43 protein-coding genes are annotated in these 24,547 nt (G+C 47.3%); all 43 read left to right on the forward strand.

The window, feature by feature from the left end; all coding sequences use genetic code 11:
• On the forward strand, positions 1-454 hold a 454-nt coding region (locus tag ON064_RS08580; protein ID WP_274624430.1), incomplete at its 5' end, for an aconitase family protein.
• An 18-nt stretch (positions 455-472) separates the two neighbouring features.
• Positions 473-1,066 carry a 3-isopropylmalate dehydratase small subunit gene (leuD, locus tag ON064_RS08585; RefSeq protein ID WP_274624431.1) on the forward strand — a complete coding sequence of 198 codons (594 nt, stop codon included), beginning with the start codon at positions 473-475 and terminating at the stop codon, positions 1,064-1,066.
• Between the two features lie 122 nt (positions 1,067-1,188).
• Positions 1,189-2,517 (forward strand): Na+/H+ antiporter family protein, encoded by a 1,329-nt coding sequence (locus ON064_RS08590; RefSeq protein ID WP_274624432.1) that lies wholly within the window; start codon positions 1,189-1,191, stop codon positions 2,515-2,517.
• A 256-nt stretch (positions 2,518-2,773) separates the two neighbouring features.
• Positions 2,774-3,082 (forward strand): 30S ribosomal protein S10, encoded by a 309-nt coding sequence (gene rpsJ, locus ON064_RS08595; RefSeq protein ID WP_058383733.1) that lies wholly within the window; start codon positions 2,774-2,776, stop codon positions 3,080-3,082.
• Between the two features lie 49 nt (positions 3,083-3,131).
• Positions 3,132-3,761 carry a 50S ribosomal protein L3 gene (gene rplC, locus ON064_RS08600; protein WP_058382164.1) on the forward strand — a complete coding sequence of 210 codons (630 nt, stop codon included), beginning with the start codon at positions 3,132-3,134 and terminating at the stop codon, positions 3,759-3,761.
• A 28-nt stretch (positions 3,762-3,789) separates the two neighbouring features.
• Complete coding sequence (gene rplD / locus ON064_RS08605; RefSeq protein WP_068459697.1) at positions 3,790-4,413, forward strand: 50S ribosomal protein L4; 624 nt, start codon at positions 3,790-3,792, stop codon at positions 4,411-4,413.
• On the forward strand, positions 4,413-4,697 hold the full coding sequence (gene rplW / locus ON064_RS08610) for a 50S ribosomal protein L23 (protein ID WP_058382162.1): 285 nt from the start codon (positions 4,413-4,415) through the stop codon (positions 4,695-4,697). Before rplD ends, rplW begins: the two co-directional genes overlap by 1 nt.
• Before the next feature lie 47 nt (positions 4,698-4,744).
• On the forward strand, positions 4,745-5,575 hold the full coding sequence (gene rplB, locus ON064_RS08615) for a 50S ribosomal protein L2 (protein WP_211652857.1): 831 nt from the start codon (positions 4,745-4,747) through the stop codon (positions 5,573-5,575).
• 60 nt (positions 5,576-5,635) lie between these two features.
• On the forward strand, positions 5,636-5,914 hold the full coding sequence (gene rpsS / locus ON064_RS08620; protein ID WP_058382160.1) for a 30S ribosomal protein S19: 279 nt from the start codon (positions 5,636-5,638) through the stop codon (positions 5,912-5,914).
• A 19-nt stretch (positions 5,915-5,933) separates the two neighbouring features.
• Complete coding sequence (gene rplV, locus ON064_RS08625) at positions 5,934-6,275, forward strand: 50S ribosomal protein L22 (protein ID WP_058382159.1); 342 nt, start codon at positions 5,934-5,936, stop codon at positions 6,273-6,275.
• A gap of 3 nt (positions 6,276-6,278) precedes the next feature.
• Positions 6,279-6,935: a 30S ribosomal protein S3 gene (rpsC, locus tag ON064_RS08630; RefSeq protein ID WP_068871364.1), complete on the forward strand. Its 657-nt coding sequence runs from the start codon at positions 6,279-6,281 to the stop codon at positions 6,933-6,935.
• Position 6,936: 1 nt separating this feature from the next.
• Positions 6,937-7,371 carry a 50S ribosomal protein L16 gene (rplP, locus tag ON064_RS08635; protein ID WP_058382157.1) on the forward strand — a complete coding sequence of 145 codons (435 nt, stop codon included), beginning with the start codon at positions 6,937-6,939 and terminating at the stop codon, positions 7,369-7,371.
• Positions 7,361-7,561: a 50S ribosomal protein L29 gene (gene rpmC / locus ON064_RS08640; RefSeq protein ID WP_058382156.1), complete on the forward strand. Its 201-nt coding sequence runs from the start codon at positions 7,361-7,363 to the stop codon at positions 7,559-7,561. Before rplP ends, rpmC begins: the two co-directional genes overlap by 11 nt.
• A 23-nt stretch (positions 7,562-7,584) precedes the next feature.
• Complete coding sequence (gene rpsQ / locus ON064_RS08645; protein ID WP_121301295.1) at positions 7,585-7,848, forward strand: 30S ribosomal protein S17; 264 nt, start codon at positions 7,585-7,587, stop codon at positions 7,846-7,848.
• Positions 7,849-7,895: 47 nt separating this feature from the next.
• On the forward strand, positions 7,896-8,264 hold the full coding sequence (gene rplN, locus ON064_RS08650; protein WP_033542790.1) for a 50S ribosomal protein L14: 369 nt from the start codon (positions 7,896-7,898) through the stop codon (positions 8,262-8,264).
• A gap of 36 nt (positions 8,265-8,300) precedes the next feature.
• Positions 8,301-8,612 carry a 50S ribosomal protein L24 gene (rplX, locus tag ON064_RS08655; RefSeq protein WP_058382154.1) on the forward strand — a complete coding sequence of 104 codons (312 nt, stop codon included), beginning with the start codon at positions 8,301-8,303 and terminating at the stop codon, positions 8,610-8,612.
• Between the two features lie 27 nt (positions 8,613-8,639).
• The gene (gene rplE / locus ON064_RS08660) at positions 8,640-9,179 is read left to right on the forward strand and encodes a 50S ribosomal protein L5 (protein WP_068459707.1); all 540 of its coding nucleotides are present in this window, start codon (positions 8,640-8,642) and stop codon (positions 9,177-9,179) included.
• A gap of 19 nt (positions 9,180-9,198) precedes the next feature.
• Positions 9,199-9,384, forward strand: a complete 186-nt coding sequence (locus ON064_RS08665; protein ID WP_068489164.1) for a type Z 30S ribosomal protein S14 — start codon at positions 9,199-9,201, stop codon at positions 9,382-9,384.
• Between the two features lie 29 nt (positions 9,385-9,413).
• Complete coding sequence (gene rpsH, locus ON064_RS08670; RefSeq protein WP_058382152.1) at positions 9,414-9,812, forward strand: 30S ribosomal protein S8; 399 nt, start codon at positions 9,414-9,416, stop codon at positions 9,810-9,812.
• A 30-nt stretch (positions 9,813-9,842) separates the two neighbouring features.
• Entirely contained in the window at positions 9,843-10,382 is a 540-nt protein-coding gene (rplF, locus tag ON064_RS08675) for a 50S ribosomal protein L6 (protein ID WP_121301296.1), read from the forward strand.
• Between the two features lie 33 nt (positions 10,383-10,415).
• Positions 10,416-10,778: a 50S ribosomal protein L18 gene (gene rplR, locus ON064_RS08680; protein ID WP_058382150.1), complete on the forward strand. Its 363-nt coding sequence runs from the start codon at positions 10,416-10,418 to the stop codon at positions 10,776-10,778.
• A 20-nt stretch (positions 10,779-10,798) separates the two neighbouring features.
• Positions 10,799-11,299 carry a 30S ribosomal protein S5 gene (rpsE, locus tag ON064_RS08685; RefSeq protein ID WP_058382149.1) on the forward strand — a complete coding sequence of 167 codons (501 nt, stop codon included), beginning with the start codon at positions 10,799-10,801 and terminating at the stop codon, positions 11,297-11,299.
• 14 nt (positions 11,300-11,313) lie between these two features.
• On the forward strand, positions 11,314-11,496 hold the full coding sequence (gene rpmD / locus ON064_RS08690; protein WP_068459713.1) for a 50S ribosomal protein L30: 183 nt from the start codon (positions 11,314-11,316) through the stop codon (positions 11,494-11,496).
• Between the two features lie 33 nt (positions 11,497-11,529).
• Positions 11,530-11,970 (forward strand): 50S ribosomal protein L15, encoded by a 441-nt coding sequence (rplO, locus tag ON064_RS08695; RefSeq protein ID WP_058382147.1) that lies wholly within the window; start codon positions 11,530-11,532, stop codon positions 11,968-11,970.
• On the forward strand, positions 11,970-13,265 hold the full coding sequence (gene secY / locus ON064_RS08700) for a preprotein translocase subunit SecY (RefSeq protein WP_274624433.1): 1,296 nt from the start codon (positions 11,970-11,972) through the stop codon (positions 13,263-13,265). Before rplO ends, secY begins: the two co-directional genes overlap by 1 nt.
• 57 nt (positions 13,266-13,322) lie before the next feature.
• Positions 13,323-13,976 carry an adenylate kinase gene (locus ON064_RS08705; protein WP_121301297.1) on the forward strand — a complete coding sequence of 218 codons (654 nt, stop codon included), beginning with the start codon at positions 13,323-13,325 and terminating at the stop codon, positions 13,974-13,976.
• A 404-nt stretch (positions 13,977-14,380) separates the two neighbouring features.
• A complete protein-coding gene (gene infA / locus ON064_RS08710; protein ID WP_050613653.1) occupies positions 14,381-14,599 on the forward strand; it encodes a translation initiation factor IF-1 in 219 nt (72 codons plus the stop codon).
• Between the two features lie 37 nt (positions 14,600-14,636).
• Positions 14,637-14,750 (forward strand): 50S ribosomal protein L36, encoded by a 114-nt coding sequence (rpmJ, locus tag ON064_RS08715; RefSeq protein ID WP_006828951.1) that lies wholly within the window; start codon positions 14,637-14,639, stop codon positions 14,748-14,750.
• 24 nt (positions 14,751-14,774) lie between these two features.
• Positions 14,775-15,140: a 30S ribosomal protein S13 gene (gene rpsM, locus ON064_RS08720; RefSeq protein WP_058382144.1), complete on the forward strand. Its 366-nt coding sequence runs from the start codon at positions 14,775-14,777 to the stop codon at positions 15,138-15,140.
• A gap of 25 nt (positions 15,141-15,165) precedes the next feature.
• Positions 15,166-15,555, forward strand: a complete 390-nt coding sequence (rpsK, locus tag ON064_RS08725) for a 30S ribosomal protein S11 (protein WP_058382143.1) — start codon at positions 15,166-15,168, stop codon at positions 15,553-15,555.
• Between the two features lie 127 nt (positions 15,556-15,682).
• Complete coding sequence (locus tag ON064_RS08730) at positions 15,683-16,627, forward strand: DNA-directed RNA polymerase subunit alpha (protein WP_058382142.1); 945 nt, start codon at positions 15,683-15,685, stop codon at positions 16,625-16,627.
• A gap of 45 nt (positions 16,628-16,672) precedes the next feature.
• Positions 16,673-17,047 (forward strand): 50S ribosomal protein L17, encoded by a 375-nt coding sequence (gene rplQ, locus ON064_RS08735; protein WP_058382141.1) that lies wholly within the window; start codon positions 16,673-16,675, stop codon positions 17,045-17,047.
• Between the two features lie 339 nt (positions 17,048-17,386).
• Entirely contained in the window at positions 17,387-18,235 is an 849-nt protein-coding gene (locus ON064_RS08740) for an energy-coupling factor ABC transporter ATP-binding protein (protein ID WP_274624434.1), read from the forward strand.
• Positions 18,211-19,083: an energy-coupling factor ABC transporter ATP-binding protein gene (locus ON064_RS08745; RefSeq protein ID WP_274624435.1), complete on the forward strand. Its 873-nt coding sequence runs from the start codon at positions 18,211-18,213 to the stop codon at positions 19,081-19,083. Before ON064_RS08740 ends, ON064_RS08745 begins: the two co-directional genes overlap by 25 nt.
• Positions 19,080-19,877: an energy-coupling factor transporter transmembrane component T family protein gene (locus ON064_RS08750; protein ID WP_274624436.1), complete on the forward strand. Its 798-nt coding sequence runs from the start codon at positions 19,080-19,082 to the stop codon at positions 19,875-19,877. The genes ON064_RS08745 and ON064_RS08750 overlap by 4 nt, the downstream gene beginning before the upstream one ends.
• Positions 19,878-19,928: 51 nt before the next feature.
• The gene (gene truA, locus ON064_RS08755) at positions 19,929-20,666 is read left to right on the forward strand and encodes a tRNA pseudouridine(38-40) synthase TruA (protein WP_274624437.1); all 738 of its coding nucleotides are present in this window, start codon (positions 19,929-19,931) and stop codon (positions 20,664-20,666) included.
• Between the two features lie 216 nt (positions 20,667-20,882).
• The gene (rplM, locus tag ON064_RS08760; protein ID WP_058382136.1) at positions 20,883-21,320 is read left to right on the forward strand and encodes a 50S ribosomal protein L13; all 438 of its coding nucleotides are present in this window, start codon (positions 20,883-20,885) and stop codon (positions 21,318-21,320) included.
• 29 nt (positions 21,321-21,349) lie between these two features.
• Positions 21,350-21,742, forward strand: a complete 393-nt coding sequence (gene rpsI, locus ON064_RS08765; RefSeq protein WP_058382135.1) for a 30S ribosomal protein S9 — start codon at positions 21,350-21,352, stop codon at positions 21,740-21,742.
• Positions 21,743-21,869: 127 nt separating this feature from the next.
• Positions 21,870-22,094, forward strand: a complete 225-nt coding sequence (locus tag ON064_RS08770) for an AraC family transcriptional regulator (RefSeq protein WP_274624438.1) — start codon at positions 21,870-21,872, stop codon at positions 22,092-22,094.
• Between the two features lie 2 nt (positions 22,095-22,096).
• Positions 22,097-22,219: a helix-turn-helix domain-containing protein gene (locus ON064_RS18460; RefSeq protein ID WP_407951602.1), complete on the forward strand. Its 123-nt coding sequence runs from the start codon at positions 22,097-22,099 to the stop codon at positions 22,217-22,219.
• A 38-nt stretch (positions 22,220-22,257) separates the two neighbouring features.
• Positions 22,258-22,746, forward strand: coding sequence for an AraC family transcriptional regulator (locus ON064_RS08775; RefSeq protein WP_274624439.1), 489 nt, complete (start codon positions 22,258-22,260; stop codon positions 22,744-22,746).
• Positions 22,747-22,899: 153 nt separating this feature from the next.
• Positions 22,900-23,340, forward strand: a complete 441-nt coding sequence (locus ON064_RS08780) for a VOC family protein (protein ID WP_274624440.1) — start codon at positions 22,900-22,902, stop codon at positions 23,338-23,340.
• A 100-nt stretch (positions 23,341-23,440) separates the two neighbouring features.
• The gene (locus tag ON064_RS08785) at positions 23,441-24,514 is read left to right on the forward strand and encodes an Mrp/NBP35 family ATP-binding protein (protein ID WP_274624441.1); all 1,074 of its coding nucleotides are present in this window, start codon (positions 23,441-23,443) and stop codon (positions 24,512-24,514) included.
• Positions 24,515-24,547 lie beyond the last annotated feature (33 nt).

Genomic DNA, 24,547 nt, shown 5'->3' on the forward strand with positions numbered 1-24,547 from the left:
TACTTATATGCAATTGGAAGAAGGCGCTCCGTTGTCATCCATCGCGATCCAGCATGTCTTTATCGGCTCATGCACGAATGCCCGCCTGAGCGATTTGCGGGCAGCGAGTGAAATCGTCAAAGGCAGAACGGTGCATCCATCGGTCACGGCGATTGTCGTACCGGGCTCTGAAACTGTCAAGCGCGCAGCCGAAGCGGAAGGGCTTGACCAAGTGTTCTTACAGGCAGGCTTTGAATGGCGCGAGACAGGCTGCAGCATGTGCCTGGCAATGAATGAGGATGCTGTACCGTCAGGCGAGCGCTGCGCATCCACTTCGAACCGCAATTTTGAAGGGCGCCAAGGTGCAGGCTCCATGACGCATTTGGTGTCACCTGTGATGGCGGCAGCTGCTGCGATCGAAGGGCATTTGACGGATGTCCGCAATTATATGAAAGAACCTGTGCCCTCGGCATAACGGAAGGAGGAACTGAATTTGAAACCTATCAATGAAATTTCGAGCGTCTTGACGCCGCTTGACCGCAAAAACGTCGATACCGACCAAATCATTTCAAAGGAATTCCTCAAGCGCATCGAGCGCACAGGGTTCGGGAAGTATTTGTTCTATCATTGGCGCTTTCATTCAGACGGCACACCCAATCAAGAATTTGTCTTGAACGACCCGCGCTTTCAAAACTCCGAGATCCTTGTGGCGCAGGAAAACTTCGGCTGCGGCTCGTCCCGTGAACACGCGCCGTGGGCCATCCTGGACTACGGATTCCGTGTCGTCATTTCGCCGAGTTATGCGGATATCTTCTATAATAACTGTGTGAAGAACGGCATCCTGCCGATCCGCCTTGAAGAAGCGGAAGTGGCTGCTCTGCTGGAAAAAGGCAAACAGGCGCCGTACCGTCTTGATGTCGACTTGAAACACCAAACAGTGACGGCAGAAGATGGCGCCAGCTATTCTTTCGACATCGATCCGTACTGGAAAGAAATGCTGTTGAACGGCTGGGATGAAATCGCCTTGACGATTCAATACGATTCCTATATCCAGGCATACGAAGAAAAAATACAGCAAGCCCAATAAAGCACCGCCGCTCTTTGCCCTTGGGCAGGGAGCGGACTTTTTGCTGTATTGACATCATTGTAGAGATTTGTTACTTTAGTAAAGGACTTTAACGCTTTAGCAAACTAAAGGAGAAATGAACAATGAATGCAGTTATTATCGCCGTTTTAGTGATGCTCATATTGAGCTTGCTTCGTGTCAACGTCGTCTTTGCCTTATTGATCGGCGCATTGGCTGGAGGGCTCAGCGGAGGGCTTAGCTTCACTGAAACTTTGACTTCCTATACAGACGGTCTCGGTGCGGGGGCGACCATCGCATTGAGCTACGCCATGCTCGGCGGATTCGCCGTCGCTATTTCGCGCACCGGTATACCGGAATTGCTCGTTGCGGGCGTGTTGAAACTGGTCAATAAAGAAGGGGAGGCGACGCGTGAGAACTTGGCGAAAGCGCTCATTATCTTTGCGCTGTTTGCAATGGCCATTTTCTCGCAAAACCTGATTCCGATCCACATAGCTTTCATTCCGCTACTTGTGCCGCCGATTCTGCACATCTTGAATGAATTACGCATCGATCGCCGGCTCATCGCCTCGGTGCTGACCTTCGGGCTGACGGCGCCGTATATTTTATTGCCGTACGGCTTCGGATTGATCTTCCATGAGATTCTCGCCACGCAGATGGAACTGGCGGGTATGCCGATAGATATGGCGGATATCCCGAAAGCGATGGCGCTGCCGGTCGCTGGCCTATTCCTCGGCTTAGTCGTCGCAGTTTTCATTTCTTATCGCAAGCCGCGTGATTACCGAACTGTGGAAGCAGCTACTACTATAGAAGAAACTCCAAAACGGACCGCTTCCATTAAAGACATCATCGTGACGGTCATCGCCTTGATCGCAGCACTCTTCGCGCAGATCCAAAGCGACTCGATGATCATCGGCGCACTCGCCGGTATCCTGATCCTCTACGTCTTCGGTGCAATGAAATGGAAAGAAGCGGACGATGTTTTGACGGCAGGTATGCGCATGATGGCCTTCATCGGTTTTGTCATGATCTCGGCGAACGGATTCGCTTCGGTCATCCAAGCGACCGGTGCCATCGACTCGCTCGTTGAAAATGCCGCTAGCATCTTCGGCGACAACAAAGGACTAGCGGCACTTGCCATGTTGATCGTCGGACTATTCGTCACGATGGGCATCGGTTCGTCGTTCTCGACGATCCCGATCATCGCAGCGATCTTTGTTCCGCTAAGTGTCGAGTTTGGTTTCTCGACGATGGCGATCATCGCATTGATCGGGACAGCCGGCGCACTAGGCGATGCCGGGTCGCCAGCTTCTGATTCGACGCTTGGGCCGACTGCTGGCTTGAACGTCGATGGCCAGCACAATCACATCTGGGATACGGTCGTCCCAACGTTCATCCATTACAATATCCCGCTCGTGTTATTCGGCTGGATTGCGGTCATGTTCTTGGGATGAGTCCGAAAGATTTCGACTATTACCGTATCGGTTGAAACTGAAAAGAATCCTGCTATACTAGTAAAAGCGAATGAAAAAGAATTTCGTGCAAAGTCTTGCGGAATTCTTTTTTATTTTGTATAATGGTGAATGTTGGTCTTTGACTGCGAAGAAGCGAGAGGTTACCGACACACCCGGCCGCTTTGCCATGGCGAGTGTGAGGAAAATTTTCGTGGAGAAGTCTATCCCAAAAATAGGCGAAAAGGGAGGGAAAATAATGGCAAAACAAAAAATTCGTATCCGTTTGAAAGCATATGATCACAGAATCTTGGATCAGTCTGCTGAGAAGATTGTTGAAACTGCTAAACGTTCAGGTGCTAGTGTATCGGGTCCGATACCGTTGCCGACGGAAAAGTCAATCTACACAATCTTGCGAGCTGTCCACAAATATAAAGATGCTCGCGAACAATTCGAAATGCGCACACACAAACGTCTGATCGATATCGTTAACCCGACACCACAGACTGTTGACGCGCTAATGAAACTGGATCTACCATCCGGCGTTGATATTGAAATCAAACTATAATTGGTAAACGAAAATAAAAAACATAAAATTTTGCAGGAGGTGTGACGACATGACCAAAGGAATCTTAGGTAGAAAAATCGGTATGACGCAAGTTTTTGCTGAGAACGGTGATTTGATCCCTGTAACTGTAATCGAAGCTGCTCCAAACGTAGTGCTTCAGAAAAAAACAGTTGAAGTGGATGGCTACGAATCGGTACAACTTGGTTTTGATGACAAACGCGAAAAGCTTTCGAACAAACCAGAGAAAGGCCACGTAGCGAAAGCAAACACTGCTCCTAAGCGCTTCATTCGCGAACTTCGCAATGTAAACTTAGCTGATTACGAGATTGGTCAGGAAGTCAAAGTAGATGTATTCGCAGAAGGCGATGTAGTAGATGTAACAGGAACTACGAAAGGTAAAGGTTTCCAAGGTGTTATTAAACGCCACGGACAATCACGCGGACCAATGACTCACGGTTCACGCTACCACCGTCGTCCTGGTTCAATGGGGCCTGTTGCTCCGAACCGCGTATTCAAACAGAAGAAATTGCCTGGTCAAATGGGCGGCAACACGGTCACTATCCAAAACCTTCACATCGTGAAAGTGGATGCTGAGCGCAACTTGCTTCTTATTAAAGGGAATGTTCCTGGCGCACGTAAATCATTAATCCGTGTTAAGTCGGCTATCAAAGCTAACTAATCACATTTAAGGGAAGGAGGAAACAAGAATGCCTAAAGTAGCTTTACTAAACCAAACTGGTTCACAAGTTGGCGATATCGAATTGAACGATCTTGTCTTCGGCATTGAACCAAATGAATCTGTACTTTTTGATGCAGTCGTTGCACAACGTGCTTCATTGCGCCAAGGTAACCATAAAGTTAAAAACCGTTCTGAAGTAGCCGGTGGCGGAAGAAAGCCATGGAAGCAAAAAGGAACTGGACGTGCTCGTCAAGGTTCGATCCGTTCACCACAATGGCGCGGAGGCGGAGTCGTATTCGGCCCGACACCACGCAGCTACAGCTACAAACTTCCGAAAAAAGTCCGTCGCTTGGCTCTTCGTTCTGCATTGTCTTCGGCACTAGCAAACGAAAACCTGATGGTACTTGAAGGATTGGCTTTCGATGCACCGAAAACTAAGGAATTCACGAAACTCGTGACTGACTTGTCTGTCGGCAAGAAAGCATTATTCGTAACAGCTGACCTTGATGAAAACGTGGCACTATCTGCACGCAACATCAAAGGCATGACAGTTGTACCGGCAAACGGTATCAACGTATTGGACTTGCTTGGCCATGACAAAGTTGTCATGACTAAAGGAGCCGTAGAGAAAATCGAGGAGGTGCTAGGTTAATGGAAGCACGTGACATTCTAAAGCGTCCAGTCATTACCGAGCGTTCTTCTGAGGTAATGGCGGAGAAGAAGTACACTTTTGAAGTGGACGTTCGCGCTAACAAAACTCAAGTTAAACATGCAGTTCAAGAAGTCTTCGGCGTTCAAGTTGAGAAAGTCAACATCATGAACTACAAAGGCAAATTCAAACGCATGGGCAAACACGCAGGCTACACGAACAAACGCCGCAAAGCGATCGTGAAATTGACTGCTGATTCAAAAGACATCGAACTATTCGAAATGTAATTGTATAAGTTCTGAACAAGAACTAATCAAAGAAGGAGGGAAACAACGTGGGGATTAGAAAATACAAACCTACCACTAACGGTCGTCGTAACATGACTAGTTCAGATTTCGCTGAAATCACAACGAACAAGCCTGAAAAGTCGCTTTTGCAACCGACGAAGCGTAAAGGCGGCCGTAATAACCAAGGTAAAATCACTGTGCGCCACCACGGGGGCGGACATAAGCGCCAATACCGCGTGATCGATTTTAAACGTAACAAAGATGGCATTCCAGGTCGCGTTGCTACGATCGAATACGATCCGAACCGTTCTGCAAACATCGCACTTATCCATTACGCTGACGGAGAAAAACGTTACATCCTTGCACCTAAAGGTGTTCAGGTTGATACGCAAATCATGTCAGGACCAGAAGCAGACATCAAAGCAGGTAATGCTTTGCCGTTGCTTAACATCCCAATGGGTTCTACTATCCACAACATCGAGTTGAAACCAGGCGGAGGCGGCCAATTGGTACGTTCTGCAGGAGCTTCAGCACAGGTGCTTGGTAAAGAAGGAAAATACGTAACAGTTCGCTTGCAATCAGGCGAAGTTCGCATGATCCTTGCAACTTGCCGCGCAACTATCGGCGCTGTCGGAAACGAACAGCACGAATTGATCAACATCGGTAAAGCAGGACGTAACCGCTGGAAGGGCAATCGCCCAACTGTCCGCGGATCTGTCATGAACCCGAACGATCACCCACACGGTGGTGGTGAAGGACGTTCGCCAATCGGACGTAAATCTCCAATGTCTCCATGGGGCAAACCAACTCTTGGATACAAAACACGTAAGAAAACGAACCAATCCGATAAATTCATCGTACGTCGCCGCAAAAAATAATTTGATTTCGCTGCGGTTCGTCGAAAGAACCGTGGTGCAATCACGAAGGGAGGATCCCAAATGGGTCGCAGCTTGAAAAAAGGACCTTTTGTAGACGATCATCTTATGAAGAAAGTCGAAGCGCAAAAGGAATCTGAGAAAAAACAAGTGATCAAAACTTGGTCTCGCCGTTCTACAATTTTCCCGACATTCATCGGGCTAACAATTGCAGTATACGATGGCCACAAACACATCCCTGTATACGTGACTGAAGATATGGTAGGCCATAAACTTGGTGAATTTGCCCCAACGCGCAAATACGCAAGCCATGGTGCAGACGATAAGAAAACAAGACGTTAATTGAGAGGAGGATTTCCCCATGCAAGCAAAAGCTGTTGCTAGAACAGTACGTATTGCTCCTCGTAAAGTCCGTTTAGTAGTAGATTTAATCCGAGGCAAGCAAATCGGTGAAGCGGTCGCAATTTTGAACCACACTCCTAAAGCAGCATCCATTGTTGTTGAGAAGTTGTTGAAATCTGCAGCTGCTAACGCTGAACACAATTACGAAATGAACATCGAGAACCTTGTCATCAGCGAAGTATTCGTTGACGAAGGGCCGACTTTGAAGCGTTTCCGTCCACGTGCAATGGGACGCGCAAGCGCGATCAACAAACGCACAAGCCACATCACACTAGTGGTATCTGAGAAGAAGGAGGGATAATTCGTGGGACAAAAAATTCATCCAATTGGAATGCGAATCGGAATCATCCGTGATTGGGAGTCGAAATGGTACGCTGAAAAAGACTACGCGACACTCCTTCACGAAGATTTGAAAATCCGTGAATACATCGAAACACGTTTGAAAGAAGCTTCAGTTTCGAAAATCGAAATCGAGCGCGCTGCAAACCGTGTGAACGTTACAATCCACACTGCTAAGCCAGGTATGGTAATCGGTAAAGGTGGCTCTGAAGTAGAAGTACTTCGTACGCAACTGAACGCGATGACTGGCAAGCGTGTCCACATCAACATCGTAGAAATCAAAAGAGCTGACCTTGATGCGAAATTGGTCGCTGAAGGAATCGCACGCCAGCTAGAAAACCGTGCATCTTTCCGCCGTGCTCAAAAACAAACGATCCAACGTACTATGCGTGCAGGCGCTAAAGGGATCAAAACTCAAGTATCTGGACGTCTAGGCGGAGCTGACATTGCCCGTGCTGAGTCCTATAGCGAAGGAACTGTTCCGCTCCATACATTGCGCGCAGACATCGACTATGCGCACGCTGAAGCAGACACTACTTATGGTAAGCTTGGCGTAAAAGTATGGATCTACCGCGGTGAAGTCCTTCCAACCAAGAAGAATTCTGAGGAAGGAGGCAAATAATATGTTATTGCCAAAACGCGTAAAATATCGTCGTGAACACCGTGGCAAGATGCGCGGAGAAGCGAAAGGCGGCAAAGAAGTCGCATTCGGCGAATATGGCCTGCAGGCTCTTGAGTCTTCATGGATCACTAACCGCCAAATCGAATCTGCCCGTATCGCTATGACACGTTACATGAAACGTGGCGGTAAAGTCTGGATCAAGATTTTCCCTCACAAGCCATACACGAAAAAGCCTCTTGAAGTACGGATGGGTTCCGGTAAAGGTTCACCTGAAGGCTGGGTAGCGGTAGTAAAAACTGGTAAAATTATGTTCGAAATCGCTGGAGTATCTGAAGAAGTTGCACGCGAAGCATTGCGTCTTGCCTCTCACAAATTGCCAGTGAAAACGAAATTCGTAAAACGCGAAGAAATTGGTGGTGAATCGAATGAAAGCTAATGAAATCCGTGACCTAACCACTGCTGAAATCGAACAAAAAGTGAAATCACTGAAAGAAGAGCTTTTCAACCTTCGCTTCCAATTGGCTACTGGTCAATTAGAAAACACTGCTCGCATCCGCGAAGTACGTAAAGCGATTGCCCGTATGAAAACTGTGATTCATGAAAGAGAACTCAGTGGCAACAACTGATAATTCGAGAGGAGGTTGCAAGTATGTCTGAGCGTAACCAACGCAAAGTATACACAGGCCGCGTCGTGTCTGACAAAATGGACAAAACCGTTACAGTAATGGTTGAAACTCAAAAAAAGCACGCGCTTTATGGCAAACGTGTAAAATACTCTAAGAAATTCAAGACTCATGATGAGAACAACGAAGCGAAAATGGGCGACATCGTTCGCATCATGGAAACTCGTCCACTATCAGCTACAAAACGTTTCCGTTTAGTGGAAATCGTCGAAAAAGCTGTCATCATCTAATTTAAATAAGTTCGGAATCCTAAAAGTTCCGGAGGGAGGTTACCTAAGTGATCCAACAGGAAAGTCGTTTAAAAGTTGCAGACAACTCGGGTGCTCGTGAAGTACTTACGATTAAAGTGCTTGGTGGTTCTGGTCGCAAGACAGCAAACATCGGTGACGTAATCGTTTGTACCGTGAAAAAAGCAACACCAGGTGGCGTTGTTAAGAAAGGTGAAGTCGTTAAGGCTGTCATCGTTCGCACGAAAAGCGGAGCTCGCCGTAAAGACGGTACTTACATCAAATTTGATGAAAATGCATGTGTGATTATCCGCGACGATAAAGGTCCACGCGGAACACGTATCTTCGGACCAGTTGCACGTGAACTTCGTGACAACAACTTCATGAAGATCGTTTCACTTGCTCCTGAAGTTCTATAAAACATCCAACGTGCGATACCAAGGAGGTGCGACAGAATGCATGTAAAAAAAGGCGATACAGTTAAGGTCATCTCTGGGAAAGACAAAGGCAAAACAGGAGTTGTTTTGACTGCTCTACCTAAGAAAGACCGTGTGCTCGTTGAAGGTGTTAACATCGTCAAAAAGCATACAAAACCGAACCAGGCAAGCCCGCAAGGCGGAATTGTCAGCCAAGAAGCTGCGATCCACGTTTCTAACGTGATGGTAGTTGACCCTAAATCCGGCGAGCCGACTCGCGTAGGATACAAAATGGAAGACGGCAAAAAAGTTCGTGTTGCAAAAAAATCCGGTGAAAAATTAGATAAATAAAATTCCTGAATGAGGGGAGGTACAAACATGAACCGCCTACAAGAAAAATATACTAACGAAATCACACCTGCTCTAGTGAGCAAGTTTGAATATTCCTCAGTAATGCAGGCACCAAAAGTTGATAAGATCGTTATCAACATGGGTGTCGGTGAAGCTGTACAAAACACAAAATCACTTGATTCTGCTGTTGAAGAATTACAGACGATCACTGGTCAAAAGCCGGTCATCACAAAAGCTAAGAAATCTATCGCTGGCTTCCGCCTTCGTGAAGGCATGCCAATCGGATGTAAAGTTACACTACGCGGTGAGCGTATGTATGACTTCCTGGATAAATTGATTGCTATCTCACTTCCACGTGTTCGTGACTTCCGTGGCGTATCGAAAAAATCTTTCGACGGACGCGGCAACTACACACTTGGTGTGAAAGAACAATTGATCTTCCCTGAAATCGATTATGATAAAGTTTCTAAAGTACGCGGTATGGATATCGTAATTGTGACAACTGCGAACTCTGATGAAGAAGCTCGTGAGTTATTGACACAATTCGGTATGCCGTTCCAAAAGTAAAGATGAGGGAGGCGTAAACGTGGCTAAAAAATCGATGATTGCTAAACAAAAACGCACGCCAAAGTATAAAGTACAAGAGTACACTCGCTGTGAACGATGCGGACGTCCGCATTCAGTACTGCGCAAATTCAAACTTTGCCGTATTTGTTTCCGTGAACTTGCATATGTGGGACAAATTCCTGGCGTCAAAAAAGCCAGCTGGTAATCCCCTAAATTGGGAAGGAGGTAAATGTAATGACAATGACAGATCCGATTGCAGATATGCTGACACGCATTCGTAATGCAAACATGGTTCGTCACGAGAAATTGGAGCTTCCGGCTTCCAACGTGAAAAAAGACATCGCTGAAATCCTGAAGCGTGAAGGTTTCGTACGTGACGTAGAATATGTTGAAGATGATAAACAAGGCATGATCCGCATTTTCCTTAAATACGGTGCCAACAACGAACGCGTCATCACTGGCTTGAAACGCATTTCAAAACCAGGACTACGTGTATACGCTAAAACTGACGAGGTGCCTCGTGTACTAAACGGTCTTGGAATCGCTCTAGTATCGACATCACAAGGTTTGGTAACTGATAAAGAAGCCCGCGCGAAAAAAGTCGGCGGCGAAATCATAGCTTACGTTTGGTAAGAAGCAACAAACGAATGGAGGTGCAACAGAATGTCACGTGTAGGTAAAAAACCAATCGAGGTTCCTGCTAACGTTACCGTTACTGTCGAAAACGACAATAACGTAACTGTAAAAGGGCCTAAAGGCGAGCTTACTCGCTCGTTTAACTCAGATATCACAATCACGCAGGAAGATAATGTTTTGACATTGTCACGCCCATCAGATTCCAAAGACCACCGCACAATCCACGGCACAACCCGTGCATTGCTCGCGAACATGGTTACTGGAGTATCTGAAGGCTTCTCCCGCTCACTTGAACTAGTCGGTGTAGGTTACCGTGCCCAGCTACAAGGCAAGAAATTGGTCTTGAACGTTGGATACTCTCATCCGGTGGAATTCACTCCGGAAGAAGGAATCGAAATCGAAGTACAAGGCAACACGAAAGTCGTCGTTAAAGGGATTAACAAAGAGATGGTCGGAGCACTTGCTTCAAACATCCGTGCTACTCGCCCGCCAGAGCCGTATAAAGGCAAAGGGATCCGTTACGAAGACGAAAAAGTTCGCCGCAAAGAAGGTAAAACAGGTAAATAATGCTGCTTAGGCAGGCTGAAAGGAGTGACCTCAGTGATTACGAAACTCGATAAAAATGCATCCCGTAAAAAACGTCACGCTCGCGTACGTTCTAAAATCACGGGAACAGCTGAACGTCCACGCTTGAACGTTTTCCGTTCAAACAAATACATCTACGCTCAATTGATCGACGATGTAAACGGCGTAACGCTTGCTAGCGCATCATCTGCAGATAAAGATTTTTCTCTTGAAACAAAAGGCAACGTCGAAGCGGCTGCTCAAGTCGGCGAAACGATTGCAAAACGCGCAGTAGAAAACGGCTTGAAATCAGTTGTTTTTGACCGCGGTGGTTATCTATATCACGGCCGTGTGAAAGCTTTGGCTGAATCTGCTCGTGAAAACGGCTTAGAATTCTAAAAGAAGGAGGGACCCATATAATGCGTCGTATTGATCCAAACAAACTTGAACTTGAAGAACGCGTAGTTACGATTAACCGCGTAGCGAAAGTTGTAAAAGGTGGACGTCGTTTCCGTTTCTCCGCATTGGTTGTTGTAGGCGACAAAAATGGTAAAGTCGGTTTTGGTACTGGGAAAGCACAAGAAGTTCCAGAAGCAATCCGTAAAGCTATTGAAGATGCGAAGAAGAACTTAATCGAAGTACCTATGGTTAAAGGTACTACTCCACATCTAGTAACTGGGCGCTTCGGTGCCGGCTCGATTCTTATCAAACCTGCTTCACCAGGTACTGGTGTTATTGCTGGTGGTCCTGTTCGTGCGGTACTAGAGCTTGCAGGAGTACAAGACATCTTGTCTAAATCTCTTGGTTCTAACACACCGATCAACATGGTCCGTGCTACTATCAACGGTTTGACTCAACTGAAGAGCGCTGATGAAGTTGCAAAACTTCGCGGCAAAACTACAGAAGAGTTATTCCAATAAGGGAGGGAAATTACATGGCTACTAAACTAGAAATTACCCTCACTAAGTCAGTGATCGGTGCTAAACCGACACAACGTAAAACAGTCCAGTCACTAGGCCTGCGCAAAATGCATCAAACAGTTGAGCACCAAGACAACGCGGCAGTTCGCGGAATGCTTGATAAAGTCGCTCACTTAGTTACTATTAAAGAAGTTTAATCCCTGATTTCTATAGAAGGAGGTGCCAACCACATGAAACTTCACGAATTAAAACCAGCAGAAGGTTCACGCAGCTCACGCAAGCGTATCGGACGCGGAATCGGTTCAGGTACTGGTAAAACAGCCGGTAAAGGTCACAAAGGTCAAAAAGCCCGTTCAGGCGGCGGTGTCCGTCCAGGATTCGAGGGTGGTCAAAACCCATTGTTCCGTCGTTTGCCGAAGCGTGGATTCACGAACATCAACCGTAAAGACTACACTGTTGTAAACCTTGACGTGTTGAACCGTTTTGAAGAAGGCACAGAAATTACACCTGCATTGTTGATCGAAACAGGTGTTGTGAGCAAGGAGCGTTCTGGTATCAAGATCCTTGGTAACGGAAGCTTGGACAAGAAATTGTCTGTACAAGCCCACAAATTCTCTGCATCAGCTAAAGAAGCTATTGAAGCTGCCGGCGGTCAAACCGAGGTGCTTTAATGTTTCAGACAATCTCTAATCTTATGCGCGTATCTGATATTCGAAATAAAATTTTCTTTACTTTAGCAATGCTCATCATCTTCCGTATCGGGACATTCGTTCCGGTGCCGAATGTTGATGCGTCAGTACTCCAAGCTACTGATCAGATGGGTCTGATCGGCTTCTTGAATACTTTCGGTGGAGGCGCCCTTGCCAACTTCTCGATTTTGGCGATGGGAATCATGCCTTATATCACAGCATCGATCATCGTGCAGCTTCTGCAAATGGATGTTGTGCCAAAATTTGCTGAGTGGGCGAAACAAGGCGAAGTCGGAAGACGGAAACTTGCTCAATTCACTCGTTACTTTACAATCGTTCTTGCGTTTATCCAGGCGATCGGCATGTCTTATGGTTTCAATCAAATGTACGGAGGTACATTGATCCAAGACGACTCGATTGCGACGTATGTAGTAATCGCCATCGTACTGACAGCAGGAACAGCATTTCTATTGTGGCTTGGTGAGCAGATCACGGCAAAAGGCGTGGGGAACGGTATTTCGATTATCATCTTCGCAGGGATTGTCGCTGCAGTACCAGGAGCAATTAACCAACTTTATGCGCAGCAGATCCAAGGGGCTGGCGACCAGCTACCGATCAATATTGCCATTATGGCATTGCTCGCACTCGCAGTTGTTGCCATTACTGTATTGGTCATTTACGTCCAACAAGCGTTGCGTAAAATCCCGATCCAGTATGCCAAACGTGTCGCTGGCCGTGGCCAGAGCTCGAATGGGCAGCAAACGCATTTACCTTTGAAAGTAAACGCGGCCGGAGTTATCCCGGTAATCTTTGCAGTGGCGTTCATCATTACGCCGCAAACTATCGCTTCTTTCTTTGGTGCCAACGCGTTTACGGAGGCAATCCAGAATACGTTTGATTACACGCGTCCTGTCGGCATGATCATTTATGTCGCCTTGATCATTGCATTCACGTATTTCTATGCATTCATTCAGGTTAATCCTGAAAACGTGGCGGACAACTTGAAAAAGCAAGGTGCATACATTCCGGGAATCCGTCCGGGTAAAAATACGCAAGATTATTTAACAAGTGTGCTTTACCGCTTAACGTTTGTGGGAGCTATCTTCCTTTCCGTTATCGCGGTCATGCCGATTTTCTTCATTAATATCGCAAACTTGCCTCAATCTGCACAGATTGGCGGTACGAGCTTGCTGATTGTCGTCGGGGTAGCCCTCGAGACGATGAAGCAATTGGAATCACAACTTGTGAAACGTCATTACAAAGGCTTTATGAAATAATCAATGGGGAGGAACGTGAAAACGTTCCTTATCCACTTGTCTGAGGGGGCAAAACGTATGAACATTGTGTTGATGGGTCTACCAGGTGCCGGCAAAGGCACGCAAGCAGACGAAATTGTCAAGAAGTACGACATCCCTCATATTTCGACAGGCGACATGTTCCGTGCAGCTATCAAAGGCGGCACGGCACTGGGCCTGGAAGCAAAGTCGTTCATGGATCAAGGTGCCTTGGTGCCTGACGAAGTGACGATCGGTATCGTCCGAGAGCGACTCAGCCAACCGGACTGTGAGAAAGGCTTCCTATTGGACGGCTTTCCACGCACAGTCCCTCAAGCTGAGGCGCTGGAATCTCTTCTGGCTGATCTTGGCAAACGAATCGAGCATGTCGTAAACATCCAAGTTGAACAAGACGAATTGATTGCACGTTTAACAGGCCGTTGGATTTGCAAAGTTTGTGGAACTGCTTACCATACTGTCTTCAACCCTCCTGCTGTTGCAGGCGTGTGCGATAAAGATGGTGGAGAGCTCTACCAACGCGAAGACGACAAGCCTGAAACCGTCACGAAGCGTTTAGAAGTTAACATGCAACAAACTCAGCCGCTTCTCGACTTCTATGAAGACAAGAACGTGCTGACCAATATAGATGGACAGCAGGACATTGATAAAGTATTTGCTGACATTGATGCTCTTCTAAAGGGCGACCGAGGTTAAGTCCCGGCGCCGGGCGCAGTTAGTTGCCTCCATGTGGCTTTAAGGAGCACCGGAGATATGAATTTTCGAGAGCTGCAAAAGCAAACAAGGCTTGATTATATGAAACCGGTGAGGCTCGTTGCTCCGTGCAATTCCGCACCGGAGGTAGTATAATGGGTTTCGTGGAAGCATCTGTGTAACGGGTTTGGAACTCATCCAAGGCAGTCCGGGCAGTCGAGGATACGTGGGTCAGACTGGCTCAACCGGAACCCCCGAACTCCGCTGTCATAAGTGGGGAGAGGAACCCGGAGAAGGTCTTTCAAATGTCACTCATGAATTCCTGGTGAATGGATAAGAATTATTCAATCAGCAAATACTGTTTGAAGATGAGTACCTGATTTGTATACAGAAGGGAGACTGGGTCGATGGCGAAAGACGATGTAATTGAAATCGAGGGAACAGTCATTGAGACTTTGCCCAACGCGATGTTTAAAGTGGAGCTTGAAAATGGCCATACGATTCTTGCGCACGTATCAGGCAAGATTCGCATGCATTTCATCCGCATTCTGCCAGGAGATAAAGTAACAGTAGAACTTTCTCCTTACGATTTAACACGCGGTCGCATCACATACCGTTTTAAATAATCTTTTGCACTCCGGACTACTAAGGAGGTTGGGTTAGATGAAAGTGAGACCATCTGTTAAGCCGATCTGCGAAAAATGTAAAGTTATTCGCAGAAACGGTAAAGTAATGGTAATCTGTGAAAATCCGAAACACAAACAAAGACAAGGTTAATAAAGAAGGAGGTGCATCGCACACATGGCACGTATTTCTGGTGTTGACATTCCGCGCGACAAACGCGTTGTAATTTCATTGACTTATATCTACGGTGTTGGGAAAACGACTGCTCAGAAAGTTCTTTCTGGTGCTGGTGTTTCTGAAGAGACTCGCGTTCGCGATCTTACAGAAGACGAGTTGAACAATATCCGTGAACAATTGGATCAGTACAAAATCGAAGGTGACCTTCGCCGTGAAGTTTCCATGAACATCAAACGTTTGATGGAAATCGCTAGCTTCCGTGGTATCCGCCACCGTCGCGGTCTTCCGGTTCGTGGTCAAAATACGAAGAACAACGCGCGTACGCGTAAAGGTCCTCGTAAAACTGTAGCTAACAAGAAAAAATAATCAGTAAAGGAGGTTGTTTCTTAACATGGCACGTAAACAACAAACTCGTAAGCGTCGTGTGAAAAAGAATATCGAATCCGGTATTGCTCACATCCGCTCAACATTCAATAACACAATTGTTACGATCACTGATATGCAAGGTAACGCAGTATCATGGTCTTCGGCTGGTGCTCTAGGATTCCGTGGTTCACGTAAATCCACTCCATTCGCTGCCCAAATGGCTGCTGAAACTGCTGCAAAAACTTCCATGGAACATGGTTTGAAAACTTTGGAAGTAACTGTTAAAGGTCCTGGTTCAGGTCGCGAAGCTGCTATCCGTGCGCTTCAAGCTGCTGGATTGGAAGTTACTGCAATTAGAGACGTAACTCCAGTTCCTCACAACGGCTGCCGCCCGCCAAAACGCCGTCGCGTATAATCGTTGGTCTGAGTAGGATTTTTGAACATCACGACTTACTAAATGTGTTCTGAATCGTAGCGAAAGTCTGTGACTATCGAATTCTTATGCAACGAAAATACCGACGTTTTGAAGGAGGGTAAACTGAATGCTCGAAATAGAAAAACCAAAAATTGAAACGGTTGAGATCGACAGCAATGCCAAATACGGCAAATTCGTTGTTGAACCCCTTGAGCGTGGATATGGTACCACTTTAGGTAACTCCTTACGTCGAATCCTACTTTCATCTTTACCTGGCGCAGCTGTTACTTCGATCCAAATTGATGGCGTTTTGCATGAATTCTCCACTGTCGAAGGTGTAGAAGAAGATGTAGCCTCTATCATTTTGAACATCAAGAAGCTCGCATTGAAAATTTACTCTGACGAAGAAAAAGTCATTGAAATTGATGTAAAAGGTGACGGAACGGTTACGGCTGCAGATATCACTCACGATAGTGACGTGGAAATTCTGAATCCGGATCTATATATTGCAACAATCGCGAAAGACGGCCACTTGCGCATGCGCATGTATGCTAACCGCGGCCGTGGGTATGCCCGTGCAGATCAGAACAAACGTGAAGATCTTCCGATTGGCGTTATCCCGATTGACTCTATTTACACGCCAGTTTCACGCGTCAATTTCCAAGTGGAAAATACCCGTGTGGGCCAACTCGCTCATTTCGATAAATTAACCCTCGATGTCTGGACAGATGGAAGCATCGGTCCCAAAGAGGCAATTGCGCTTGGCGCGAAAATTTTCACTGAACATCTGAACATCTTCGTAGGATTGACGGATGAGGCTCAAACAGCTGAAATCATGGTTGAAAAAGAAGAAGACCAAAAAGAGAAAGTGCTTGAGATGACTATCGAAGAGCTTGATCTTTCTGTTCGTTCTTACAACTGCCTGAAACGTGCCGGCATTAACACTGTCCACGAATTGGCCAACAAGTCGGAAGACGACATGATGAAAGTTCGCAACCTCGGACGCAAATCACTTGAAGAAGTAAAAGTGAAGTTGGAAGATCTAGGTCTTGGCCTTCGTAAAGAAGACTGATTGCCCGATTCTTTCTGAACTATTCAACAAAGGAGGGAAACTTCAATGAGAAAACTTCAACGTACAAGTTCTCAACGTAAAGCGCTTTTGCGTGACCTTACGACTGACCTAATCGTTCACGAGCGCATTCAGACAACTGAAGCCCGTGCTAAAGAAGTCCGTTCAACTGTAGAAAAAATGATCACGCTTGGTAAGCGCGGAGACATCCACGCACGCCGTAAAGCTGCAGCATACATTCGCCGTGAACTCGTGACTTCGACTGACGAAGAAGGCAACGAAAACACAATCTTTGCTTTGCAAAAATTGTTTGATGATGTAGCACCACGTTACGCTGACCGTCAAGGCGGCTACACGCGCATCATGAAAATGGGGCCTCGTCGCGGAGATGGCGCACCAATCGTAATTATTGAATTGGTTTAATCAGTTGAAGAGGGTTCATAGCCCTCTTCTTTTAGCATCATGATTTATACGACAATATGAAAAGCTGAGTGTTATGATGAGCGAGCCTTCGGGCGGCGTCTCGTCTAGCTCTACGCACCTCATTCAACCGGCGGCTTAAGCACCCGCAGGAGCCATAGAGACAGAAAAGCGCATACTCTGAATGAGGTGCGCGCTTTTTTTATTTAAAGATCAATTAATTTCCAGTGTTGATATTCCATAGAAGGGAATATGAGCAGTGTAAGTTAAGCGTGGCTAAAGAATTCCCGTTTTACAGCACATAAGAGCAGAGTAGAGAAAGTTTAGAGGAGGCTTCAACACATGAAAGGAACCATTTTGTCATTTGAACAAGTGACATTCACATACGTACCGGAAGACGAGTCGGTCAAGCCGGCCGTCTCGGACCTATCGTTCTCGATTGGCGAAGGCGAATGGGTGGCGCTTGTCGGACACAACGGCTCGGGCAAGTCGACAATCGCCAAATTGATGAACGGCCTATTGTTCCCTCAGCAAGGAACAGTCAAAGCAATGGGACTGACAATGTCTGAAGAAAGCTTGTGGGACATCCGCTCGCAGATGGGCATGGTGTTCCAGAATCCAGATAACCAATTCGTCGGGGCAACGGTGCAGGATGATGTAGCGTTCGCGCTCGAAAACAACGGCATCCCTCACGAAGAAATGGTCGTGCGTGTCCGTGAATCCTTGCAGCAAGTGAAGATGGCGGATTATCTTGACCATGAACCGCATCACCTATCTGGTGGGCAAAAACAGCGCGTAGCAATTGCGGGGGCACTGGCTTTGCGTCCACGCCTGCTCATTTTGGATGAAGCTACATCGATGCTCGATCCGCAAGGCCGCCGGGAAGTCATCGAGACGATCCGTGAGCTGCGTGAAGCGACGGGTCTCACTGTGTTGTCGATTACCCATGACCTGGAGGAAGCCGCGCTCGCTGACCGTGTGCTGGTGATGAATGCCGGGCATAAACAAATGGAAGGTACACCCGATGAAGTATTTTCTTCCGGCGAAGAGTTGACGGAGATGGGGTTGGATCTGCCATTTGCGATGCGGATGGCCGGGTTACTGAAACAAGCCGGCGTGCCGATGACCGGTGAATCTATGACAGAACATGAGCTGGTGGAGGAATTATGGACATATTACTCAAGCAAGTAGGATATAGCTACGCGAAAGATACCCCTTTTGAAAAACGGGCGCTGACGGATGTCACGCTGCACATACCTTCAGGCTCTTACACAGCGATCATCGGGCATACGGGTTCCGGGAAATCGACCGTATTGCAGCATTTAAATGCTTTATTGCAGCCGACAGAAGGCAGTGTGCTGATCGGCGAGCGGAAAATCGAAGCAGGGACAAAAGCGAAAAACTTGCGGGACGTGCGGAAAAAAGTCGGCATCGTCTTCCAGTTTCCCGAACAGCAGCTATTTGATGAAACGGTCCTGAAAGACATCATGTTCGGCCCGCTGAACTTCGGTGTGCCAGAAGAGGAAGCTCGTAGACGAGCCATCGCCTTGGTCGAACAGCTTGGGCTTCCGGAAGATGTGCTGGAGAAGTCACCTTTTGACTTATCGGGCGGGCAGATGCGCCGCGTCGCCATAGCAGGTGTTCTGGCAATGGAGCCGGATGTCTTGGTGCTCGATGAACCAACGGCAGGACTCGACCCGCGCGGACGCCGGGAAATCATGGATTTGTTTTATCGCCTGCATCAAGAGAAAGGCTTAACGACTGTGCTTGTCACACATAGCATGGAAGATGCGGCGCGTTATGCGGATACAGTGGCCATCATGCATAGCGGCAAATGCGTTGCGACAGGTGATGTGCGCGAAGTCTTCGCCAATGAAGAACAGCTTGGCGATTACCGGTTGGAGCCGCCGCGCACCGTGCGCATGCAGCGGGAGTTTGAAGAGAAAACCGGCTTAACGCTTGATGAGCTAGCGCTGACTGAAGAGGCGTTGGCGCAGTCTATTGCGCAAGCGCTCAAGGAAGGGCGTGAGCTGAGATGATGGAAAAAATGATTTTCGGACGCTTTATCCCGGGGGATTCGGTCGTCCACCGGCTGGACCCAAGAGCCAAAATCCTGTTCGTCTTTTTGTTTATTGCGATCGTTTTTATCGCGAATAATGCTATTACGTATGCGATTTTGCTCGGATTTACATTACTTTCTGTGTTTTTATCGAAAATCCGGCTGTATTTCTTAATTAACGGCTTGAAACCTGTCTTCATCTTAATGGCCTTTACGTTTTTCCTGCATTTATTCTTTACCGAAGGCGGGGCATTGCTTTTCAGTGTCGGTTTTGTAGATGTCTATGAAGAGGGGCTGCGGCAAGGGATATTCATCTCGATCCGTTTTCTGGTCTTGGTGTTCATGACCAGTATCCTGACATTAACGACTTCACCGATTTCGATCACGGATGGCATAGAAGTATTGCTTGGGCCATTCAAGCGCCTCAAACTACCGGTCCATGAACTGGCGTTGATGATGTCCATTTCACTGCGGTTCATCCCGACCTTGATGGATGAAACCGGAAAGATCCTAAAAGCGCAAATGGCACGCGGCTCAGATATTGGCTCTGGCCCTATTAAAGAACGAATCAAAGCCGTTGTGCCGCTGTTGATTCCGTTGTTTGTCAGTGCCTTTAAACGGGCAGAAGATTTAGCGACTGCCATGGAAGTGAGAGGCTACCGCGGAGGAGAAGGACGTACACGCTACCGCCAGCTTAACTGGCGCTTTATGGATACGCTGAGCTTGTTGCTGCTCGTTGGGTTTGCCGGATTGCTTTGGTACTTCCGGAGTTAATTAGCAGAGATGGTAGTTTTTTATGAAAGCTGCATTAAAAGGAGAGACCTCATGAAACGAATGAAAGCGACACTTGCCTATGACGGCAGCGGGTTTGCAGGCTACCAAATCCAGCTGAAAACCCGCACCGTTCAACTGGAGTTATTGCGCGCGTTGAAAGAATTGCATAAAGGCGAGCCGGTCGAAGTGGTGGCGAGCGGCAGGACAGATTCCGGTGTACACGCGACCGGGCAAGTGATTCACTTCGATACGCCGTTTTCCATGCCCACAGATTCCTGGGTACGCGCGCTCAATGTCCGCCTGCCGCAAGACATCCAGGTCTATGATATCGAACAAGCAGATGCGGATTTCCATGCCCGCTACCATGCAAAAGGGAAAATTTACAGGTATAAGTGGAACCGCAGCAAACTCATCAACCCGTTCAGCCGCAACCACCTCGTCCATGTGCCGCAGCAAATCGATGTTGGGCGCATGGAAAAAGCGGCCCAAGCATTTATCGGCACGCATGATTTTTCAAGTTTTTGTGCGGCAAACACCAATGTCGTCGATAAAGTGAGAACGATTTGGAGGATTGATTTCGAAGAGCATGGTGAAGAATTGCATATGGTCATCGAAGGATCCGGTTTTCTCTATAATATGGTGCGCATTATTGCAGGCACTTTGCTCGAAGTCGGATTAAATAGGAGAGAACCGGAAGAACTGGCTGACATCATTGCTGCTTGTGACCGCGACGCTGCCGGCAAAACCGCAGCAGCACACGGTTTATACTTGGAAAAAGTGCATTACTGAAGGCGAAGCAACTTTTCCTGGTGTTTTTCTAAATATCCTTGACTTAAAGCGTAATCCGTTATATGATGATGTATGGTATTTTCATTACCCCCACGATATGCCCCGGAAGGTTATTTGTGTTAAGGGATAAGGAAAACACGGAACAACGGAACCAACATGGAACACTTGGAACTGAATTCTAAAAAAAAGAGACGATTCATTAGGAGGACAATATACATGCGTACAACATTCATGGCTAAAGGTCACGAAGTAGAGCGTAAATGGTTGGTTGTCGATGCAGAAGGGCAAACTCTTGGACGTTTGGCTTCTGAAGTCGCTTCAATCTTGCGCGGGAAATACAAACCAACATTCACACCGAACGTCGACACTGGCGATCACGTCATCATCATCAATGCTGACAAAATCCACTTGACTGGTAAAAAACTTACCGACAAAATCTACTACCGCCACACGCAATACACAGGCGGACTTAAGCAGCGCACAGCACTTGAAATGCGCACGAAATACCCTACAAAAATGCTTGAACTAGCGATCAAAGGCATGCTTCCAAAGAACTCTTTGGGCCGCCAAACATTCAAGAAATTGCATGTATACGCTGGACCAGAGCACAACCACCAAGCACAACAACCTGAAGCTTACACGCTTCGCGGATAATAATCAGTAAATAAGAGGAGGATACACCTTTGGCACAAGTTCAATATATCGGTACAGGTCGCCGTAAAAACTCAACAGCTCGCGTACGTTTGGTACCAGGAGATGGTACGATCACAATCAACAACCGTGACGTATCTGACTACGTTCCATACGAAACGCTTGAGCAAATCATCAAACAACCACTAGTAACTACTGAAACTCTTGGTAGCTACGATGTATTGGTAAACGTAAAAGGGGGCGGGTTCACTGGACAAGCCGGCGCAATCCGTCACGGAATCGCACGCGCTCTACTTACAGTAGATCCAGAATTCCGCGGAGCTCTTAAATCTGCTGGATTCCTAACACGTGACCCACGTATGAAAGAACGTAAAAAATACGGTCTTAAAGCGGCACGTCGCGCACCTCAGTTCTCAAAACGTTAATAGATTTATCGAAAGCACCAGCATCTTGCTGGTGCTTTTTTTATTGCCGATTTTTATGGGGGGTTCTCAAGGCGGCCTATGGGAAAGCCCTTTGCGTTATAATGATGAAAAAAAGCGGAGGTGCAAAATGGATGAATATATCCGGCTGATGAACAAATCCGAAGACTATATCGAGCAAAATCTCAGCGAAAGCATTTCACTGGATGATTTAGCACGTAACGCCAATATGTCCAAATACCACTTCCATCGCCTGTTCAGCAAATATAACGAAGAAACCGTCAAACAGTTCATCACACGAATAAAAATGGAGCGGTCTGGCATGCTTCTTATGGCCAGGCCAGGCCAGACCTGAGCATCACCGAACTCGCTTTCCGCTATGGCTATAACGATGCAAGCACCTATAGCAAAGCAGTCAAGAAACATATGGGAATGTCTCCATCGGCATTCAGAACAGCAAGAAACGACAAGTCGTCGTAAGCTTTTTTCGCTACACTGGTGTGAAAGGAGATGATATTGTGGAAAAGCCCATCATTACCGTGGAACAGTATGAAGCGGAAGTCATCTATGTACGTTTTAGGGGAACGTACGCCCAGTTCAGGAAAAACAGCCGCAAGATGTTCAATGAACTCCTTGCCTATGCTGAGAAGTACGCATTGATAAAAGAGGGGTTCACGAAAGTCCTGACGATCTACCACGACAACCCCTTTATCACCGACGCATCCAAGCTGCGCACGAGCATCGCCATGACTGTGCCTCCAAATACAGTGCTGGCGGAAGAAGGCAAGATCAGTGCAATGAAGATGGAAGGGAAATATGCCGTCCTGCACTATGAACTGAGCCTTGGGGAATACGAACAAGCTTGGCAATATGCTTATTCAGACGAATGCCTCCAACAAGGCGGCTATACGCTTAGGGATGCAGTTCCATTTGAATTGTATGTCACCGAGCCGCCGAAAGGATTCAAAGGAACCAGCAAGACCGATATTTACATCCCGGTCGAATAGGGCAGTTATATGGCGCAGGGAGCGGCAATCTTGGATTTGCATATGTGCAGTTTCAGCCGCCCGTTCATTTTGCAACAGCACTTTCCGGCTTTTGGGAAGGTGCTTTTTTGTGTGTTGGCGAACTTTATAGCAAACCGAAAAGGAGTGGATGGAATGAACCGTATTAATTTGATCTGCCTGGGCGTTCAAGACATGGAAAGGTCTGTGAAGTTTTACCGAGATGAACTGGGCTTCCAAACGGATGAAACGAGCGATAGACCGGACATCATTTTCTTCAATACTTCAGGTACGAAATTGGAGCTATACCCTTTAGAGGCATTGGCAAAAGACATCGACGCAGAACATCCACCAGTGAAAAGTGGATTCTCGGGGGTCACCTTGGCCTATAATGCCAAATCCCGTGATGAAGTGGACCAAGTCATGGAATTGGCGAAAAAAGCGGGAGCGGTAATCGTGAAACAGCCAGTTGACGTCTTTTGGGGAGGGTATTCGGGTTATTTCCAAGACCCAGACGGCTACCACTGGGAAGTCGCGTATGGTTCGGATTTCAAGTTCGATTCCCAGGATATGCTAGACTTGGGGCCGAGAGAGTAGCCGTCTGGAAGGTACCAGTGGTGAAAAGCCGGAATGGATTTAAAAACGCTTTCACTATGTTATACTGGACTGTAGCAAAAGTGATAAGGAGTGTAGTGGAATGTTAAGTGAAACACAAGTGCGAGAAGCAGTCGGAGCTCTAGAAGATCCGTTTTTACATAGAACCCTATCGGAAACAAACGGCATCTTGTCGGTGAAAATCAAAGAAGAGAAAAAATACGTCAGTGTCAAACTGGCGATCGCCAAAACGAATACACCGGAACAAATGCAGCTTCAGATGAAAGTGGTCGACGCCATCAAGGGAGTCGGCGCTGATTCAGTCGGCATCCGCTTCGAAGAATTGCCGCCCGAAGCCTTGGCGCAGTTCCGCGGGACCGCGAACGAGTCTGAAGCGCAGGATCTCTTGTCTCCATTGAACAAAGTCGAATTCATTTCCATCGCCAGCGGTAAAGGCGGCGTCGGCAAATCGACCGTCTCTGTCAACTTGGCGATCGCGCTTGCGCGTGCAGGCAAAAAAGTCGGGCTCGTTGACGCAGATATCTACGGCTTCAGTGTGCCGGACATGATGGGCATCGATAAAGCGCCGGTTGTCCGGGGCGATACGATCATTCCCGTCGAGCGCTTCGGCGTCAAAGTGATTTCGATGGGCTTCTTCGTTGAAGACAATATGCCTGTCGTATGGCGTGGCCCAATGCTCGGGAAAGTCTTGGATCAATTCTTCCGCGATGTGGAGTGGGGAGATCTTGATTACCTACTATTGGACTTGCCACCAGGTACAGGGGATGTCGCACTCGATATCCACCAAATGCTTCCTGCTTCCAAAGAAATTGTCGTCACAACACCGCATCCAACCGCAGCATTTGTAGCGGCACGTGCAGGAGCGATGGCTTTGCAAACCAATCACGAAGTATTGGGCGTTGTCGAGAACATGTCTTGGTTTGAAAGCCAAGGATCCGGCAAAAAAGAATACATCTTCGGAAAAGGCGGCGGGGCAAAGCTTGCAGAAGAATTACAAGCGCCATTGCTCGGACAGATTCCGCTTGGCCAACCGGACTGGGATGAAAATGATTTCGCTCCATCTGTTTACGCAGAAGATCACCCAACCGGAAAGATTTATGGCGAGATTGCTCAACAAGTCCTCCAACAATTCGCGAATAAAGAGAACAAGCAATAAAACATATCATCCGGAAACCGGCTTTCGGTTTCC

It is taken from the genome of Planococcus sp. A6 (genome assembly GCF_028823615.1).
GTDB lineage: Bacteria > Bacillota > Bacilli > Bacillales_A > Planococcaceae > Planococcus.